Genomic DNA, 20,061 nt, shown 5'->3' with positions numbered 1-20,061 from the left:
AATTATCGATAAAGGCTGATACTGAACAGGCAGACTTAAAAGCGGGCTTTGATATGCATTTTGGCCTTGAGAAAAGCAGAACACGACAGAGAGGGATACCCCATCATTAAGATCCGGGAGGAGAGCTATTTATTGCAACAAGACAATAAAAAACCGCCAGTGCGGCTTTTTGAGGAAATAACAGTACAGTATTAAAAATTGAGCAGGGATGCTTCATCCATTACGTACAGCACAATAAAGACAGGTATAAGTGCGGCCCACACATAATTCAGCAGGGTGAACCCACTGTTACTAACACCCGCAGTATCACCGCAAGCCAGGTTGATCATCGACTGCACTTTAAGCAAGAAAATGCCATGTGCAATGTAGCAAACAAGCGGAAGCGTCGAAGACAGCAGTTCTGACGGCAGTTTTTCGCTCAAGCGCTCTAATAGCACGGCAATAACAACCAGCGTCGCCCAGGTGCCCGAATTCCACACCACGTCCGGATTATTGATCTTCAGGCGATAGCGAATCTCGCCGAAAAGACTGTGGGTAAAAAATATCGAAAAAATCGCGCGCATCACCGGCATACAACGTTCGTTGTGCTTACGCTTGTATTGCTGCCAATTGCGATAATGCCAATAAATCGCATAGATCCCGAAGCTCAAAAAATACAGAATTGAAAACTTCAGTTTGGAAACAACATAAAACTCATGGCTTTCAACATCAGGCAAAGGCGCTTGAAGCTCGGACTCGGGCGGAGCATAGATATTATCGTTTTGCATAAAATTGCCGTTTTGAGTAAATACGCCTTATGGGGGTTTTATTAAGTATTTTTATCCAGTAACTTTTATTAAAAAATTTAATGCAACGATAATTATAAAAAAACCCGCTTCTCAGCGGGCTTTCATTTTCTGGCACAACTAAAAATATTAGCCTGCTGATCTTGCTTTAAACGCACGAACAACCTGGTTGAAATCTTCAGCAAACTTTTTCAGGTCATCAAGTTCTTTCTTCTCGTCTGAGCGACCAAGACCGGCACAACCCAAATAGGTTTCCATGTCTTTCACATAGGCTTTCATATCATTGTTAGCTTTCACCATTTGCGCAGTAACTACTGTAGCTGCATCCGGAATTTCCGGCTTGGCTGCAGGTTTTGCACAGGCAGATGCAAATGATGACACCAGGCATGAAGCAAAAAGAGTAACGGCGATAACAAACGATTTCATGATTTTTCCTCTAGAACTAAACAACAGGGTTAAATAAACAACATCCAACTAAAAACTGACAAAATCAAACTCTAAAACGTCCCACTAATTCAGCCATACGTGCAGCCATTTCCGCCAGATTACCGGTGTTGGTAGTAATCCGGCTGGAGCTATCTGCAGTATGGGTAGCAACCGATGAAATACGATCAATATTGCTTTCGATCTGACGCGTTGCAGCGCTTTGCTGTTCGGATGCCGCTGCAATCTGGTTAGTTCTATCGCGAATAACACTGACGATCTCGGTAATATTTTCCAATGCATGACTCGCATCACTGGCTTGAACTACTGCGTTGCCTGCTTGATTAGTACCTGCCGCCATCATCTCCACCGCTTCGCGAGAACCGGATTGCAAACGCTCGATCATTTCGCGAATTTCAGTGGTAGAACTTTGTGTCTTCGAGGCAAGTGTACGCACTTCATCAGCAACAACCGCAAATCCACGCCCCTGTTCACCCGCACGCGCCGCCTCAATGGCCGCGTTCAACGCGAGCAAATTGGTTTGTTCTGCAATACCGCGAATCACATCCAATACCGAACCAATGCTCACTGTTTCTTGACGTAAACGATCAATTACATCTGCTGCGGTTTTGATATCACCCGACAGGTTAGTAATTTGCCCCATGGTATTAACCACCAGGGTTTTACCCGCAGAAGCTGCGCTATCGGCTTGCAATGATTTATCGGCAGTTTCGGTCACACTTACAGTAACATCCTGCACCACACCGGCCATTTCTTTGACCGCGCCCACAATGTGCTGGATTTCAGTTTGCTGCGTGCGAATTTCACGTTCATTTTCACGTGACAATTGCGAGAGATTAACAGCGTTATCACTCACCTCACGCGCAGTGGTTGCTACGCTTGCGATAATGGATTGCAAACGCTCCACAAACTGATTAAAACAACGCGCCAACTCTGATACTTCATCATTGCCAGTAACAGGTAAACGACGGGTCAAGTCGCCCTCGCCTTCGGCAATATCACGCAGCGCTGTTACAACATTGTTCACCGGCCGAACAATACTTAGTTGCACCGCATAAGCTAAAGACGCTGCCGCCAAACTGATAATAAATACCAAACCAAACGCGGAATAAATTGCATCGGTAACAATTACGTCTACCTCGGCCATATCAACGCGCAAACTAATTGCACCTATAGTGGCGCCATCAGACTTAATGGTTTCAGTAATCGTTAATAATTTTCCATTAGTTTCAATACCTGTTGCTCGCGGACTACCGGACAACTCACGCGGTACCGTTTTGGAGTCCGTATTTTTTTCATACCAGGCAAACGGAGTTTTATTGTTATACACAACAGCACTCAACACCCGCGGACTGACACGTAAAGCACCGAGTGATGCCCCCACAGTGGCACTATCATCAAAGGTCATGGCACCGATACTCGCCTCACCTAATACCTGGGCAAGAGTACGTGTGTCTTCAATAATTGCAGCTTCAGTTGTAGCAATACCGGAACGCACAGTAACCAATGTTGTGGCCACAACGGCGGCGATACAGGTAAAAGTTACACTGAGCAAAATCTTCCATTTAAGTGATAGGTTTTTCACTTACACCTCGGTCGGAACTCAAAGAAAGTAATAAAAAGCAAACGTGACATTGATCACAAATTGCGCGTAAGCCTAGCAGACAATTTTTCAAATGCATCTTTTTTTATTCTATTTTTAGAATAATAAGCAATAGATTTATCATTTTCGATTTATTTTGGAATAAAAACAACATTTCAGTCGAAAAAATGGCACCACCAAAAACCAAATGGGATTGACACATCAGAGCGACAAACTTCTGGCGGGGGACGTATTGCAGTTCGCAAATATCACTAATCAAACCGTAAACGATAGGAACCACAGTCAGGAAAATGCGCTCCGTGATCCTTGGTGATGCCTTTTAACTATAGGCACAAAAACCTACTTATGCAGAATATTTATCAGGTTTTTTAACTGGAAATTACACTCTTCAGGCTTTAATCGGAGCAAAAAAAATCCACTCACCAAAAGTTATTGATGAATGGATTTTTTGTCTGGAGCTTTGCTAATTAGTCAGCAAACGAAGGGCGTCCGAACTCTGGCATACCTTGCTCATTCCAACGCAAAGGTTTTACAAAAGTATGGCGATCCGGATTCCACAGAGGATCGCCTTCAATTTCGGTATAGGTACGCGCGTGATACACCAGCATCACCGTATCGCCATCTTCAGCGAAAGTGAAACTATTGTGGCCGGGGCCAAAAATTTGGTTTTCAATATCTGAACGCAACACCGGCTCTTTGGATTTTATCCATGAGGCAGGATCAAGCAGATTGGCATTTTCATCGGCCCAGAGCAAACCCATCGCATAGTTTTCGTCAGTTGCACTGGCAGAATAACTCAGGAAAATTTTGCCATTGCGCTGCACTATCGACGCACCTTCGTTAACCCAAAAGCCGCGAATTTCCCATTCGAATTCCGGTTTGGTCAACATCACCGGTTCGCTCGCCAATTGCCATGGGGTTTTCATCGACGCGATATAAATATTGGAATTGCCTGTGATATTTACATCTTTTTGTGCCCATACGTAATAGAGCACGTCGTTATGAGTGAAGGTAGTCGCATCGAGGCAGAAGGTATCAATACCTGAATCCACCTGCCCCATAAATTCCCATTCACCTTCAAGCGGGTTCGCATTTTTATTGCGGATTGCGTACATGCGATGCTGGAACAGATTGAATTTAATTTCACGGCTCGGTGCTGCAGCGAAATAAACGTACCAGGCATACTCGCCGGATTGCGGATCTTTATTGAAATGAATTTCCGGCGCCCAAACCAATTCACTGTAAGGACCAGTGTCCGGTTTGTGCCATGCATCTACCGTTTGGGCAGTCGCTAATTCTGCAATGGTTTTAGCACGGCGCAATTCTATACGGTCATATAAAGGAACAGACGCAGTGAAATAATAATAGCCATCAGTATGTTTATACACGAATGGATCGGCGCGCTGGGGAATCAGGGGTTTTAATACTTCGCTCACAATTTTCTCCAAATCTTTTTAATTTCACACGTAGGTTGTGGTGAGCTTGCGAACCGCAACATGACAATGTTTCCGCATCAACCAAAAGCCAATTTAATATTCATTCAGGCTTACGACGGTTGGTGCGAGATGGACACGTTGCGGTTCGCAAGCTCACCAGCAACCTACATTAGCTCTCCGCGATATAACCTTTTGTGCGCATTGTATTTTTCAGGTCAGCATAGTAGCTATCATTAATTCGATACTTAAACATAAATAAGCCCATTAACGCATGGAAGAATCCTGGGATAATCGACAACATCAATGCAATGCCCATTAATGCAAATTCTGATTGCGCTTGATTAGGTACGTAGTGGAAATAGGTTAACAACCACCCCACCATCAATCCGGCAATACCCATTCCTGCTTTTTGTCCAACCGATATTCCACCATAGGCGAAACCCGATACGCGCTTGCCATTTTTGACCTGGCCGTAATCAATGGTCTCAGAAATAATTGACCAGAATACCGGCGCATGCAGATCAACAACAAAGGACAACAGGAAATACAGCACAAAGGCTAACAACACATCCTGCGGGCCAACGAGCACATAGATCGCCACACTCAATGCGGCAACAATTAATTGCGTGTAACGGAATAATTTAATCTTGCAGTAAAACTTGGTGATCCAGGTAGAGGCAATCATCGCCAGAATTGCAGCGGCAACACCGGTTGATAAAAAAGCGGATACCATTTTCTCATCGCCACCCAAATAATATTTGGCGTAGTAGATGGCGACTGAACCACGAATCACATAACCAATAGTTCCCGTGACACAAACAGCCACCAAAATTAACCACTGGTCGTTTTTTAATAACTGGGTAAATTGATTCCACAGCGGTTGCGGCTCCACCACATGCACAACCCGCTCGGTAGTATTGAAGTAGCAAAATAAAAACATAACAGCACCGACAGCGGACATAATCGCCATCGCCACTTGATAGCCTACAGCATGATCTGTCCACATTCCTGCAACCAGCGGCACTACAATCGCCACCATAAACGCACCGATTTTCGCGAGGAACAAACGATAGCCGTTAGCTGATAATTTTTCTTTCGGATCGCTGGTTAACGCGCTCGGCAATGAAATATAAGGAATGCCTACACCCGATGTAATCAAGGTCATCATGATGTAAGTAGAGTAAGCCCAAATTAATTTTGCGTCGTATTCCCAGCTTGGAGTAGTGAATACAAAAAATACGCTGACCGCGTAGGGAATTGCCAACCACAATAACCATGGACGGTAGCGACCTTGTAGAAAGGTAAATCTGTCGGTGATTTGACCCATGATCAAATCCGAAATGGCACCCACTATTTTTACCGTGAAAAACAAAATCCCCATATCCATGGGTGACAGTCCAAAGATATCAGTGTAATAAAAGGTGATGATCAACATCATCGACGAGATCACTACGTTTAACGCCATATCGCCAGCGCCAAACCCTATTTTCTCGGTAACCGATAATTTATCGGATGCGTGCATATTATGCGCTTGCATTTATTATAGTGACCTCGTGTTGTTATGAAAAAAAAGCGACAATACCAAACAGAATTCTGCCGTATTGCCGCTTCCTTTATATCTCACCGTTTTGTACAGTTTTACCTTTTCAGTTTTCCGTGGCCTAAAAAACTGGCTCTCTCTTGCTTTGTCTTTACTGCACCATTCAACACTGGATGATGTCAAAACAGAATAATTATAAAAAGTAATCATTCTCCACAGCATGAACCAATAACACATCAATTCCTGCCATGCCTGCACTCGCTGCTGCTTGCAGGCCGAGTTTTGAATCTTCAAATACGACGCATTTGGTTGGATCAACCCCTAAAAGTCCCGCGCAACGTAAAAAAGTATCCGGTGCGGGTTTTGGGTTTTCTACCTGGTCAGCACCTACAACAGCGCTGATATATTTGTCCAGGCCACAAATTTTCAAAATAGATTCGGCCTCTTGAGTGTAGGCGCCGGTGCCAATCGCCATAGGTTTTATGCCGTGATATTTCTGCGCTACTTCAAGTAAGGTAGTTGGCTTTACGTACTTGTGCATATTTTCATGCACAACCTGCTCTTTAAATTCATTCATCTCATCAAGGCTGGCATCCACTTTGATATTGAATTTTTCGAGCAGTATTTCAATCGTTCCTTTTGTCGGGACCCCGGCCAGGGAACGCATTAACAAGCGATCAATCGGAATACCGTATTTATTAAGCATGGTTGACCATGCAAATTCGTGTAGCTGGCCGCTATCGACTAGCGTACCGTCCATGTCAAAAATCAGTGCTTCGTAATGGTCGTACATCTTTTGCTCTCAAGTTTGCTAATAAAATTACTAATTAAAGTGAAATTAGAGCACAAACCAGCCATAAGTTCGAAAAGAAAGACCTGACTTTACCGTTTTTTTGGTATTCACTTAGTATGCAAGATTGTAGTAGGTTCCGGGTTAGGTAGAGGTTTGTGCGACTCGCCGTGAATACATCCATGTAGGCTCGTTGTCGATATCCATGTCGCCAAACGGTCTCACAAACCTCTACCTAATCCCTTTACATATCCGTTCTTTCCAAATTTTTTAAAAGCAAAAGAGCTTACACACCATCTTTCAAATGATAGTAAGCAGCATTGTGGCGCAATTCGGTTTTGAAATTACGTACGGTAGTATCCGCACCAATTACCAGCGCTTCGATACCCGCCATTTCAGCGTAGTCAACGATTTCATCGGCAGTTACACCCTGGGTATAGGCACTGTGGTGGGCGCCACCTGCCTGAATCCAGGCTGCGGCAGAAATTTCAAGATTAGGACGCGGCTCCCACAGTGCTTTCGCTACTGGCAATTTCGGCAATTCTTGTGGTGGATTTACGGTATCTACTTCGTTGATGATCACGCGGAAACGAGTGCCGATATCGATCAGTGAAATACACAGAGCGGGACCTGCTTTGCCGGTGAATATCAAACGGGCGATATCATTGCGGCAACCGATGGTGTGCAAATGCACTTCCAGTTTTGGTTTTGCCGCAGCGATGGAAGGACAGACCTCCAGCATGTGCGCACCCAATACCTGATCCATACCACCGAAGTGATACGTGTAATCTTCCATAAAGGATGAGCCACCTTCGCGGCCTTTGGAGATCACTTTGCAGATATGTACCATTGCCGCCGTTTTCCAATCACCTTCGCCGCCGTAGCCGATACCGGCCGCCATCAAGCGTTGGGTTGCAAGGCCAGGGAGATTGGTCAAACCCGTCAGGTTCTCAAAGCAGTTGGTGAATGCACCAAAGCCTCCATCGGTTAAAAACTTCAACATTCCAAGCTCCAAACGCGCTTCGTTTTTCAGCATTTGGTATTGATGTTCATCATCAAAAATCGCCGGGTTTACATCGTATTCTTTTTTGTAAATTTCAATTTGTGCAGCAACTTGTTCATCGGTTACGGCATCGACAACTTTTTGCAAATCGCCCAAACCGTAGGCATGCACTTCGTAACCAAATTTAATTTGTGCGGCAACTTTATCACCATCGGTTACTGCCACTTGACGCATATTGTCGCCAAAGCGAGCCACTTTCAAATTTTGGCTGGCGTACCAGCCCATTGCAACGCGGCACCAACTGTCGATTTGCTTTTGTACCGATTCAGTTGCCCAATGACCTACAACCACTTTGCGCTCTTGACGCAAACGCGTGCTCACATGGCCGAATTCGCGGTCGCCGTGTGCGCTTTGGTTGAGGTTCATAAAATTCATATTGATTTCAGCAAACGGCAGCTCAGCATTGAACTGGGTGTGCAAATGCATGTAAGGCTTACTCAATGCGCTCAAGCCAGCGATCCACATTTTTGCCGGAGAGAAGGTGTGCATCCACAGAATCAAACCAACACAGTTTGGATTGCTATTAGCCGCTTGGCACACAGCAAGGATTTCTTTCGGTGACTTAACGGTATCTTGCGCAACAACTTTGATTGAGATGTTGTTCGACTCAGTTAAACCTGCTGCAATTTTTTGGCTATTCTCGGCGACTTGTTTCAAAACGCCTGGACCATATAAATCTTGTGAGCCGGTAACCAACCAGACTTCTTTATCGCCATAAATTTTCATTTTTTTTCCTCAGAAAATATTTTTCAATTTTTGTTGGGTATGACCGACTGGGCGGCCCGACCCAACCTACATTCTTTTGCGCAGGGATTGGCTGGTTCTTTTTGAGACCATCTGCTGCATGGACGACCCACATGGATGTGGGAAGTGCCGTAATTTGTATGGAACAAATACGGTTGCAGCAACCGAGCCTACAGGGACGTATTTACGGCCAGTCTCAAAAAGAATTAGCCAATCCATGCCGTTCTACACATTCGAATAACAATGAATCACTTCTGCCCGTAATAGGCATTTTTTCCGTGCTTGCGCAAATAGTGTTTATCCACAATGCCTTGTTTTAGCGGCGCCGTGTTTTGTTGTAGTGTTTTGGTCAAATACGCCATGCGTGCGATTTCTTCCAAAATCACTGCGTGGTAAACCGCATCGGCGCCGCTCTTGCCCCAGGTAAAAGGCGCGTGTCCGGCAACAATTACCATAGGCACTTCTTTCGGGCTGCGATCTTTAAAACAATCGGTGATTTGCACACCGGTTTCTTCTTCGTAATCGCGTTCGATTTGTTCGTCACTCATAACAGCAGTGCAAGGAATTTCGCCATAGGCGTAATCCGCATGAGTAGTGCCATAACAGGGAATTGCTTGCTGGGTTTGCGCCCATGCGGTGGCATAGGTTGAGTGAGTGTGAGTCACACCGCCAATAACATCGAAGTGGCGATACAAATGTGTGTGGGTTTTGGTATCGGAAGAAGGACGCATGTTTCCTTCTACAATGTTGTTTTCCAAATCCACTACGACGATGTCGTCAGGTGTCATCAGTTCATACGCAACACCGCTGGGCTTGATCGCAATCACACCTTTAGCGCGATCAATTTGCGATACGTTACCCCAGGTATACACCACCAGGTTGCGGCGGTTTAATTCCATGTTCGCTTCAAATACTTCGCGCTTTAATTCGGTGTAACCCATTATGTGTTACCTCCAATAGCATCTGAGCCAGTATTTGATGGCGAAGCTAGCGCTGTTTCATTCTTTGATAATCCGGCCAGTGAAGAGACAAACGCGCCGAGTTTTAGATACTGCTGATACAAATCTTCGTAGGCCACAGCCGCTTGTGCATGTGGCTGATAGGTTTTACTTACGCCGGACGCCATGACTTTTTGCGCGCTTTCAACATCGGGATAAACACCGCCGGCAACCGCCGCGAAAATCGCAGCACCTAATGCGCAGCTTTGCTCGCTATCCAATACTTCGATAGGACAATTCCACACATCAGCACAAGTTTGCATTACAAAATCAGATTTTTTGGAGATACCGCCAATCGCCACCACAGAATTAATCGCCACACCTTCCTGCTTAAAGCGCTCGATAATTGCGCGTGCACCGTAAGCAGTTGCTTCAACCAGCGCGCGGAAAATTTGTGGGGCATTGCTGCCCATTTTTAAACCGGCAATCGCCATAGCAACAGATTGGTCGGCATCGGGAGTGCGACGGCCATTAACCCAATCGAGTGCGGTTATTCCCGATTCACCAATCGCCAATTTACTCGCCGCATTGCTTAATTCGATAAGGGTTTTATCTTCAATTTCTTGTGCAAGTTTTTGTTTGGTCTCTTCATCCAGCAGTGATGAATGTTGCAAGATATTGGCAACTGGCCAATTCACCAGATTGCGGAACCACGCATACAGATCACCAAAAGCCGATTGGCCGGCTTCCAAACCGACAAAGCCCGGTGTTACCGAACCGTCAACCTGGCCGCAAATTCCGGCGATACATTTATCGCCAATATCGCCATAGGTTGCGACGGTAATATCACAGGTAGAAGTACCCATAATTTTGGTGAGCACGCCCGGTTTTACTGTTGCGGCAACGGCGCCCATGTGGCAATCGAATGCGCTGAAACCGACCGGTGTATTAACGGGCAAACCCAGTTTGTCCGCCCAGTTTGCGGTGAGGCCACCGCAGATTTTGTCAGAGGTAAATGTCTCTGCCGGTAAACGGTCACGCAGGCCATTTAATAAAGGATCGATGCTCGCAAAAAAATCATTCGGTGGATAACCACCCCAGCTTTCGTGCCACATCAATTTATGGCCAGTCGCGCAACGGCCCATACGCAATTTTCCCGGGTGCGTAGTGTCAGTTAACACTGCTGACATCCAATCACAATGCTCAACCCACAGGTATGCGGCTTTGGCGACGGCAGCGTCTTCACGCAATACGTGTAAGGCTTTCGCCCAAAACCATTCAGATGAATAAATTCCGCCTTCATACTTCAAATAGTTTTCAACAAATTTATTGGCGGCGGCGGTAATTTCTTGCGCTTCTTTAATAGCGGTGTGGTCTTTCCACAACACAAACATCGCGTTAGGGTTTTCAGCAAACTCGGGTTTGAGTGCGAGCGCTACACCTTCACTATCAACAGCAATTGGAGTTGAACCGGTGGTATCAAAACTAATCCCGACAACGCGCTGCGCAGCACCGGCAGGTGCAGTTCGCCATAACCCTTGAACAACTTGTTCGAGGGTTTCCAGATAATCGAGCGGATGCTGGCGGAATTGATCTTTCGCCGGAATGCAATACAAGCCCTTTTTCCAGCGCGGGTAATAGACCACATTGCTGCTTACTTCTTTACCGGTAAGGGCATCTACTAACAGGGCCCTGACCGAATCAGAACCATAATCCAGCCCCAAGGCATAAGAGGTCATAACATTACCCATTTTTATACTATTGCCTCACAAGACTATATTAATATTGTATTACAATATTATTCAGATAAGTGAGCCCCGTGTCAATTGGTTTCACGGGGTGTCCGGTTGCGTTAAATGCTTATTTTTTAGCGGGTTTCACGGCTTTATTGGCAGTTACACCTTCGCTGGTCATAACGATACGCTTGATAGTGCCATCCGGGTTATAAAACAACTCATCTATTGCAACGGAACGGCGATATTGGCCACCATCGGGGCGGCCAGCGCCAGTGTGATAGATAAAGTAGTGCTTGTTATTGAATTCGATAATCGCCTGATGGTTGGTCGGGGTATTGCCCGCCACTTCATTCAGGATACCTTTGTACTCCCAAGGGCCGGTGATACTTTTACTCATCGCGTAACCCAACTTTTCCGGGAAACCCATGGCGTAGGACAGATAGTAATTATCCTTATATTTGTGCACCCAAATCGCCTCGGTAAATTCCGGCAGGGTTGTGATCGGCACGATAGGGCCATCAAGCTCGATCATATTGGGCTTGAGCCTGGCGTAATACGCCTTGGTATTACCCCAGAACAGATAAGCCTGGCCATTGTCGTCAATAAATACGGAGGGATCGATATCATCCCAGTTATTGGAAGTATCCGTGGTCATATCGTTAGTAATCAATGCCTTGCCACGTGCATCCTTAAACGGACCGAGCGGACTATCCCCCACCGCCACACCAATCGCAAAACCCGGTTTGGTGTCGTTGTGGCGCGCAGTGATATACCAGTAGAACTTGCCATTCTTTTCAATTACCTGGCTCGCCCAGGCATCGCCTTTAGCCCACTTGAAATCTTTCACATGCAGACGCGGGCCATGGGATTCCCAATTGACCATGTCATCGGATGACCAGACCAACCAGTCATGCATCTCAAAAAACCTGGTATTGTCTTTCGCCTCATCATGCCCCGCATAAAGATACACCTTGCCCTTGTGTACCAAGGCAGCAGGGTCAGCGGTAAATACATCGGTAAAAATCGGGTTGGCAGCTTGGCCGGATAGCGCGCAACAGGCAGTAATGATTGCAACCAATGGGCGAATAAATGAACGCATGATGATCCTCTTTCTTATTGTGCTCAATGATAAGGCACTGATTGGCAGATTCACCCCACATCGAGAGGGGTTGATTTATATTGATATTATAATACAATTAAATCAAGTGTTTGAACGGAAAGTTTTGTCAGCTTCGCCAACATCCAATTCCTCTGCGTAAACCTGCGTAATTAGGGTTGCTTGCCAAGAGTTGCAGCTCTTATATTGTATTACTTTAATAATAATTATTGCCGTGACTGGGATAAAGTTAGGGCTGACCCTGCCATAGCTGTGGCATTATTAAGATATAGCCCTATATGAACCAAGATAATAAGACAAAAAAAGCGCCTCCCCCAGCGAAAAAGCCGCTGCGAAGTGCCCAATGGTTCGGCACTCAGGACAAGAACGGTTTTATGTACCGCAGTTGGATGAAAAATCAGGGCATTCCCGAACACCAATTCCAGGGCAAGCCCATCATCGGTATCTGCAATACCTGGTCCGAACTCACGCCCTGTAATAGCCATTTTCGCGACCTCGCTGAAAGTGTCAGACGCGGCATTCTTGAAGCGGGCGGCGTTCCGGTGGAGTTCCCGGTTTTCTCCAACGGCGAATCCAACCTCCGCCCCAGTGCAATGCTTACCCGCAATTTAGCCGCGATGGATGTAGAAGAATCGATTCGCGGCAATCCTATCGATGGCGTGGTGCTCTTAGTCGGCTGCGACAAAACCACCCCGGCGTTGGTGATGGGCGCCGCCAGTTGCGACCTGCCCACCATTGTTGTCACCGGCGGGCCAATGCTCAACGGCAAGCACAAAGGTAAAGATGTCGGCTCGGGCACACTGGTGTGGCGCATGAGCGAAGCTTACCAAGCCGGAATAATTTCCCTGCAGGAATTTATGGATGCCGAAGCAGATATGTCCCGCTCGACCGGCACCTGCAACACCATGGGCACCGCATCGACTATGGCGTGCATGGTCGAATCACTCGGCTTGTCATTGCCGCAAAATGCGGCGATTCCTGCAGTCGATGCGCGCCGCAAAACCCTCGCTTATATTTCCGGCATGCGCATTGTAGAAATGGTGCAGCAAGATTTGCGTATCTCCCAACTTCTCACGCGCGACAGTTTAATCAACGCGATTCGCACTACTGCCGCAATTGGTGGTTCTACCAATGCAGTCATCCATTTAAAAGCAATCGCCGCACGCATGGAATTGCCGCTCACACTGGAAGATTGGCAAACCTATGGCCAACAAATTCCCACTTTAGTGAACTTGCAACCGGCGGGTGAATTTTTAATGGAAGATTTTTATTACGCAGGTGGATTGCCAGCAGTGTTAAAACGTTTGGGTGAAGCTAATTTATTGAATAAAGATTGTTTAACCGCGAATGGAAAAACCCTGTGGGAAAATAATCATCAAGCGCCCTGTTATAACGATGAAGTCATTCGCACGCTCGATAATCCGCTATGCAGTAACGGCGGTATTTGTATTCTGCGCGGCAACCTTGCACCGCGCGGTGCAGTATTAAAACCCAGTGCCGCATCGCCACACTTAATGAAACATCGCGGCCGCGCCGTAGTGTTTGAAAGTTTTGATCACTATAAAGAGCGCATTATAGATGAGGCACTCAATGTAGACGCGAGCAGTATTCTGGTATTAAAAAATTGCGGTCCCAAGGGCTATCCCGGTATGCCAGAAGTGGGCAACATGGGTTTGCCTCCGAAATTATTGCGCACAGGTATTACTGATATGGTGCGCATTTCCGATGCGCGCATGAGTGGCACCGCCTTTGGTACAGTGGTGTTGCATGTTGCGCCCGAAGCGCAGGAGTTTGGCCCGCTCGCCGCAGTACACGATGGCGATTGGATTGTTCTGGATGCCGAAGCCGGCTCGCTCGAATTAGAAGTGAGTGATGCAGAAATTACCGCGCGCCTGGACATATTACGCAAACAAAAAATCCGGAAAAAAACCGGTGGTTATTTGCAGCTTTATATTGAGCACGTGATGCAGGCCGATGAAGGTTGCGATTTTGATTTTCTTGTCGGTTGCCGTGGTGCTGAAGTGCCCGGCCACTCCCATTGAGGTGATGCGACCATGACACTCACCAATCAATATCCCAGCCTGAAATACAAAATCGTGTTGATTACCGGCGGAGCATCCGGCATAGGCGCTAATTTGGTTGAAGCATTTTGCCTGCAGGGCGCGCAAGTGTGTTTTATTGACATCCGCGATGACGATGCGCAAAAGCTGGTTGCACAATTAAGCCATCGCACTGACAACACACCACCGCGCTACTACCGCTGTAACTTGTTAAATATTCCCAAATTGCAGGCGACCATCAGGCAAATTTATAACGATGTCGGCCCCATCAATGTGTTGGTTAATAACGCTGCCAATGACACCCGCCACGATTTTCGCGAGGTCACAGTCGATTACTGGAATGAGCGGCTCGCAGTAAATTTGCGTCACCATTTTTTTGCTGCGCAAGCAGTCTACGAACATATGCTCGAGCTTGGCGGCGGCTCCATTATTAATCTCGGCTCCATGAGCTGGTATGCCACACAGGGCGGCATGCCGGGATACACCAGTTCCAAAGCAGCGATAGAAGGAATGACCCGCGGACTCGCACGCGATATGGGCGGCGATAATATTCGCGTGAATACCCTGGTGCCCGGCTGGGTGATGACGGATCGCCAGATGGCGATGCTCACCCAGGATAAATCTGCAAAAAATATTTTAGATAACCAATGTTTAAAAAAATCGGTGATGCCGGAAGACATCAGTGCGATGGCATTATTTCTGGCATCGGATGATAGCCGTTTATGCACCGCCCAACATTTTATCGTGGATGGCGGCTGGATATAAATCCCAAACAAAGAGCGGGGAATAAAGGCAACAAATAAATAATTCAATTACACGAGGACATAATATGAAAACTATTTTCAAGACACTGACACTCGCCGCCGCTATCGGCCTTAGCGCAACCGCTAATGCATTAACCGTTGGTTTTGCGCAGGTCGGTTCCGAATCCGGTTGGCGCACCAGCTTTTCTGAATCGGTAAAAGCAGAAGCGGAAAAACGCGGCATCACGCTGAAATTTTCTGATGCACAACAAAAACAGGAAAACCAGATTAAAGCGGTGCGCAGTTTTATTGCGCAGCGTGTCGATGCTATTTTGATTGCACCGGTAGTGGAAACCGGTTGGCAACCGGTATTGATGGAAGCAAAACGCGCGCGTATTCCGGTGGTCATTTTGGATCGCAATGTTTCCGTTACCGACCAATCACTTTACCTCACCCGCATCGCGCCGGATTTTGAAGTGGAAGGCCAACGCGCCGCACATTGGCTCACCGAAAAAACCCGGGGCAAATGCAATATTCTCGAACTGCAAGGCACTGTGGGTTCAAGTGCGGCGATTGGTCGCATGAAAGGTTTTAACGATACCATCGCTAAATTTCCTGAAACCAAAATCGTGCGCAGCCAGACCGCCGAATTTACCCGCGCCAAAGGTAAAGAGGTGATGGAAACCATGTTGAAGGCGCAAGGTGGTGGCAAAGGCGTGTGTGCAATTTGGGCGCACAACGATGAAATGGCATTGGGTGCAATTCAGGCCGTGCGTGAAGCTGGTTTTCAACCGGGTAAAGATATTTTGATTGTGTCTGTAGATGCGGTAGACGATGCGCTGAAATCTATCGTGGCTGGCGATATTAATGTCTCAGTTGAATTGAGTCCGCACCTCGGTGGCCCGGCATTTGATGTAATCAACGAATATCGCAACGGCAAAAAAGAATTTGATAAATGGATTCGCATGGGTGGTGCTGTGTATACGCAAGAAAATGCGGCTGCTGAATTGGCGAAGCGTGGTGCGAAATGATTTCTGAACAGGAGCACTAGCGAACAGGATTAGACGACACGCCCAGCTTTGGTTAAGGTAAATTTTGGCGTCCATGGAGGCTCGACTTCGGCGGTCTCTTTGCGCTCCCGGCGCGTCGAGACACTTCCCACATCCATGTGGGTCGTCCATGCCTCAGACGGTCGACCAACCCTATTCGCTAGCACCCCGAAAGTATGTGCCACATAAAAAATCAAAAGCGATTTAACAAATGAATACGACTCCGGTTTTACAGCTCAAGGGAATTCATAAAATATTTCCCAGCGTCCATGCCTTGAAAGGTGTGGATCTTTGTTTACGCGCGGGTGAAATACACGCGTTGCTCGGTGAAAATGGCGCGGGTAAATCGACCCTCATCAAAGTGATGACCGGTGTTTACCAGCGCGATGGCGGCGATATTTTATTGGACGGCAAACCGATCTTTCCCAATAACACTGGCGATGCGCAAGCGCTTGGCATTAGCACTGTGTATCAGGAAGTGAATTTGCTGCCCAACCTCACCGTTGCACAAAATATTTATCTCGGTCGCGAGCCGCGCCGTTTTGGTTTGATCAATTGGAAAAAAGTAAATCAGGACGCGGCGCAATTGCTCAAAGGTTACGATCTCGATATCGATGTCACCCTGCCCCTTTCGCATTTCTCCATCGCCGTACAGCAATTGATTGCGATTGCGCGCGGTGTGGATATGTCGGCAAAGGTATTAATCCTCGATGAACCTACCGCGAGCCTTGATGCAGATGAAGTCAAATCGCTGTTCCGCATCATGCGCGATTTAAAAGCGCGCGGTATCGGTATCGCCTTCGTGACGCATTTTCTCGATCAGGTTTATGCCGTGTCCGACCGCATCACGGTATTGCGCAGTGCACAATTAGTCGGTGAGTTTGAAACGGCCAGGTTGTCGCGCAGTGAATTGATCGGCCATATGCTCGGTAAAGAACTTGCGACATTGGGTGAACATAAACTACAAACCAACGCTGGCTGTGGCGATACGTTATTGGATATCCAGGGTCTCGCCCGCAAAGCAACCTTGTCCCCTACCGATATCCATGTGTGTAAAGGTGAAGTGGTTGGCCTGGCCGGTTTGCTGGGTTCAGGCCGTACCGAATTGTGCCGGTTAATTTTCGGCGTGGATAAAAAGCACAGCGGTTCAGTGACCTTTAATGGCAACACGGTGAATTTCAATTCACCACGTGATGCCATTACCGTCGGTATGGGCCTCTGCCCGGAAGATCGCAAACACGACGGTATTCTCGGTCAACTTTCCATTCGCGAAAATATGATCCTCGCTCGTCAAATCAAACAGGGCTGGTGGAAATTTATTTCGCGCAAAGAACAGGAAGCCATCGCCAACCAATATGTTAAGGAATTGAGTATTGCCACGTCGGATATTGAAAAACCGATTGAGCAATTAAGCGGTGGCAACCAACAGAAAGTCATTCTGGCGCGCTGGCTTGCGGCAAATCCATCGCTGTTAATCCTCGATGAACCTACCCGTGGAATCGATATCGGCGCCCACGCCGAAATTATCCGTTTGATCCGTAAACTCTGCGATCAAGGCTTGGCCCTGGTGGTGGCCTCATCTGAACTGGAAGAGCTGGTTGCGTTTAGCAGCAAGGTCATCGTGTTGCGCGACCGCAACAAAGTCGCCGAACTCGAAGGGGATGACATTAACCCGCAACGGATTATGCAGGCGATTGCGGCAAGTTAGTTTCCGTTTTTTGTTACTGGAACACGGTTGGAAAAACATTAATGAAGAGAAATTTATGAACCCCTTTTCTATAAGCAAGAGTAAAAACCAAAACCTGCGCCGCTATTTGTGGCCGTGCGCCGGTTTACTGGTGCTGCTGGTTATCAACGCGATAATCGCACCGGAATTCTTTCATATTGAATTTAAAGACGCCCGCTTTTACGGCAGTCTGATCGACGTGCTCAATCGCGCGGCGCCAGTTGCATTGCTTGCTATCGGCATGGCATTGGTGATTGCAACCGGCGGTGTCGATTTATCCGTTGGCTCGATCATGGCAATCGCCGGTGCTGCCAGTGCCTATTACATCACCAAAGGTGTCGATAACCTCGCGATTATTATCAGTGCGGGTTTGGTGGCCGGATTAATTGCCGGGGCAATCAATGGTGTGTTAGTTGGCTATATGAGCATCCAGCCGATTGTTGCCACGTTGATCTTAATGGTGGCGGGTCGCGGTATTGCGCAGCTGATGAATGAAGGCCAGATAGTCACCTTCGATCACGCCGGTTTTTCATTTTTAGGCACAGGTGATTTTCTCGGCTTACCCTTCCCCGTAGTGCTAGTGATCATTACTGTTATCGTGGTGCAATTATTAACGCGCAGAACCGCATTGGGTTTGTACATTGAAGCGGTTGGTGCAAACCCGTCAGCGAGCCATTACATGGGCTTGAATGCCAGAGCGATTAAAATGAGCGTGTATTGTGTAGCCGGGCTTTGCGCTGCACTGGCCGGGATGATTGCGGCAGCTGACATCAAAGGTTCCGATGCCAACAACGCTGGTTTATGGCTGGAACTGGATGCAATTCTCGCCGTAGTGATCGGTGGGGCATCGCTAATGGGTGGGCGCTTTTCTATTTTTCTCGCGATTATTGGTGCGCTGATTATCCAGACACTAACCGTGACCATTATCCTCAGCGGTATTCCACCGAAATTTAACCTGTTGATTAAAGCCAGCGCGATTATTATCGTGTTGTTAATGCAATCACCGCTATTCCAAAAACAATTAAATCAGTTGAATTTCTGGCCATCGCTTTTTAAGAAAGTAAAGAAGGAGGCCAACCGTGCTTAAGCTGAATCCCAAATTTATTCCACTCACGGTGACCTGCTGTTTATTCTTTTTATTATTCGGCGTTGGGGCCATTCAATTTGAAGGTTTTGGAACCCCGCGCGTCTTTTTTAATTTGCTCAGCGACAACGCCTTTTTAATTATCGCTGCCGTGGGCATGACCTTTGTGATTTTATCCGGCGGTATCGATTTATCCGTTGGTGCAGTTATCGCCTTGACCGGTGTGGTGTGCAGCCTATTGATCAGCAAATACCAGTGGCATCCGCTGGTGGTATTTCCCTTTGTATTGATTGGCGGTACTGCATTTGGTGCGATCATGGGCGCAATCATCCACTACTACAAAATGCAGCCGTTTATTGTCACTCTGGCAGGAATGTTTTTTGCGCGCGGCTTGGCAAGCGTGATCAGCGAAGAATCCATTCCCATCGAACACGAATTTTATAATCAGGTTTCTGCATTCGGTTTTGAAATTCCGGGCGATGCCTGGATCGGTAGCTCCACCATCATTTGTTTGCTGGTCTTAGTAGCCGCGATTGTGATCGCCCACTACACCCGCTTCGGCGGCCGTGTATATGCCGTCGGTGGCGATGCCAACTCCGCTGCACTCATGGGTATTCCTCTCGCACACACTACTATCCGTATTTACGCGATCAGCACCTTCCTTGCCACGCTCGCGGGTATCGTTTATTCCTTTTATACCTTCTCCGGCTACTCTCTCGCTGCCGTCGGCGTAGAGCTGGATGCAATTGCTGCCGTAGTTATCGGCGGAACGCTACTGACTGGTGGCTACGGCTACATGTTCGGCACACTGATGGGTGTATTAATCATGGGCGTAGTACAAACTTACATCTCATTTGATGGCACCCTGAGCAGTTGGTGGACCAAGATTGTGATTGGTTTACTGCTGTTTTGTTTTATTGCGTTGCAGCAGTTGTTGGTAAGGGGCAAGCCGCGATAGGTTTTAACTTCCCGTAAGTGAAAATGCGAAGCCAAGGTGAGAGCCTTAGGCTTTTCGTTATACGCACATTTGTCCGTTTGGAACCGGCTAAAATCAGCCAAAATTGAATATCAAATCAAAATTTTCACTTAATGCATTGATTTACAAAGAGTAAATTAATTGCGCACATGAAAGTTATTCCATCATTTAAAATAGCAAATACTATATGGAATTTATACGCCAATGGCGTACAATGGAGGGAAAAT

The 20,061-nt window shown here is 47.0% G+C and carries 16 protein-coding genes; 6 read left to right on the top strand and 10 right to left on the bottom strand.

Annotated features, from left to right (window positions below):
• Positions 1 to 191: 191 nt before the first annotated feature.
• The 10 genes from AC1RJL_RS00930 to AC1RJL_RS00885 form a co-directional block, all read right to left on the bottom strand.
• The gene (locus AC1RJL_RS00930; protein ID WP_492910863.1) at positions 192 to 767 is read right to left on the bottom strand and encodes a hypothetical protein; all 576 of its coding nucleotides are present in this window, start codon (positions 765 to 767) and stop codon (positions 192 to 194) included.
• A gap of 147 nt (positions 768 to 914) precedes the next feature.
• Positions 915 to 1,211 (bottom strand): hypothetical protein, encoded by a 297-nt coding sequence (locus tag AC1RJL_RS00925; RefSeq protein WP_492910862.1) that lies wholly within the window; start codon positions 1,209 to 1,211, stop codon positions 915 to 917.
• A 64-nt stretch (positions 1,212 to 1,275) separates the two neighbouring features.
• Entirely contained in the window at positions 1,276 to 2,814 is a 1,539-nt protein-coding gene (locus tag AC1RJL_RS00920) for a methyl-accepting chemotaxis protein (RefSeq protein WP_492910861.1), read from the bottom strand.
• A 485-nt stretch (positions 2,815 to 3,299) separates the two neighbouring features.
• A complete protein-coding gene (locus tag AC1RJL_RS00915; protein WP_492910860.1) occupies positions 3,300 to 4,268 on the bottom strand; it encodes a glycoside hydrolase family 43 protein in 969 nt (322 codons plus the stop codon).
• Positions 4,269 to 4,437: 169 nt separating this feature from the next.
• Complete coding sequence (locus AC1RJL_RS00910) at positions 4,438 to 5,790, bottom strand: MFS transporter (RefSeq protein WP_492910859.1); 1,353 nt, start codon at positions 5,788 to 5,790, stop codon at positions 4,438 to 4,440.
• A 211-nt stretch (positions 5,791 to 6,001) separates the two neighbouring features.
• The gene (locus tag AC1RJL_RS00905) at positions 6,002 to 6,601 is read right to left on the bottom strand and encodes a beta-phosphoglucomutase family hydrolase (protein WP_492910858.1); all 600 of its coding nucleotides are present in this window, start codon (positions 6,599 to 6,601) and stop codon (positions 6,002 to 6,004) included.
• 283 nt (positions 6,602 to 6,884) lie between these two features.
• On the bottom strand, positions 6,885 to 8,387 hold the full coding sequence (gene araA / locus AC1RJL_RS00900; RefSeq protein WP_492910857.1) for an L-arabinose isomerase: 1,503 nt from the start codon (positions 8,385 to 8,387) through the stop codon (positions 6,885 to 6,887).
• A gap of 266 nt (positions 8,388 to 8,653) precedes the next feature.
• Positions 8,654 to 9,346, bottom strand: coding sequence for an L-ribulose-5-phosphate 4-epimerase (locus AC1RJL_RS00895; protein WP_492910856.1), 693 nt, complete (start codon positions 9,344 to 9,346; stop codon positions 8,654 to 8,656).
• The gene (locus AC1RJL_RS00890; protein ID WP_492910855.1) at positions 9,346 to 11,082 is read right to left on the bottom strand and encodes a ribulokinase; all 1,737 of its coding nucleotides are present in this window, start codon (positions 11,080 to 11,082) and stop codon (positions 9,346 to 9,348) included. Before AC1RJL_RS00890 ends, AC1RJL_RS00895 begins: the two co-directional genes overlap by 1 nt.
• Before the next feature lie 121 nt (positions 11,083 to 11,203).
• Positions 11,204 to 12,178, bottom strand: a complete 975-nt coding sequence (locus tag AC1RJL_RS00885) for a glycoside hydrolase family 43 protein (RefSeq protein WP_492910854.1) — start codon at positions 12,176 to 12,178, stop codon at positions 11,204 to 11,206.
• Between the two features lie 296 nt (positions 12,179 to 12,474).
• Here AC1RJL_RS00885 and AC1RJL_RS00880 point away from each other — a divergent pair, with 296 nt between their 5' ends.
• From AC1RJL_RS00880 to yjfF, 6 genes are all read left to right on the top strand, one after another.
• On the top strand, positions 12,475 to 14,238 hold the full coding sequence (locus AC1RJL_RS00880; RefSeq protein WP_492910853.1) for an IlvD/Edd family dehydratase: 1,764 nt from the start codon (positions 12,475 to 12,477) through the stop codon (positions 14,236 to 14,238).
• A 12-nt stretch (positions 14,239 to 14,250) separates the two neighbouring features.
• On the top strand, positions 14,251 to 15,021 hold the full coding sequence (locus AC1RJL_RS00875) for an SDR family NAD(P)-dependent oxidoreductase (RefSeq protein WP_492910852.1): 771 nt from the start codon (positions 14,251 to 14,253) through the stop codon (positions 15,019 to 15,021).
• A gap of 64 nt (positions 15,022 to 15,085) precedes the next feature.
• A complete protein-coding gene (locus AC1RJL_RS00870) occupies positions 15,086 to 16,030 on the top strand; it encodes an ABC transporter substrate-binding protein (protein ID WP_492910851.1) in 945 nt (314 codons plus the stop codon).
• A 229-nt stretch (positions 16,031 to 16,259) separates the two neighbouring features.
• Positions 16,260 to 17,756: a sugar ABC transporter ATP-binding protein gene (locus tag AC1RJL_RS00865; protein ID WP_492910850.1), complete on the top strand. Its 1,497-nt coding sequence runs from the start codon at positions 16,260 to 16,262 to the stop codon at positions 17,754 to 17,756.
• Between the two features lie 55 nt (positions 17,757 to 17,811).
• The gene (locus AC1RJL_RS00860) at positions 17,812 to 18,861 is read left to right on the top strand and encodes an ABC transporter permease (RefSeq protein WP_492910849.1); all 1,050 of its coding nucleotides are present in this window, start codon (positions 17,812 to 17,814) and stop codon (positions 18,859 to 18,861) included.
• Positions 18,854 to 19,816, top strand: coding sequence for a galactofuranose ABC transporter, permease protein YjfF (gene yjfF / locus AC1RJL_RS00855; protein ID WP_492910848.1), 963 nt, complete (start codon positions 18,854 to 18,856; stop codon positions 19,814 to 19,816). Before AC1RJL_RS00860 ends, yjfF begins: the two co-directional genes overlap by 8 nt.
• Positions 19,817 to 20,061: the final 245 nt, after the last annotated feature.

Source organism: Cellvibrio sp. GW822-FHT04B05 (assembly GCF_058800985.1).
The sequence above is the reverse complement of the archived record's forward strand: the minus strand, read 5'-3'. Positions and strand labels throughout refer to the sequence as shown.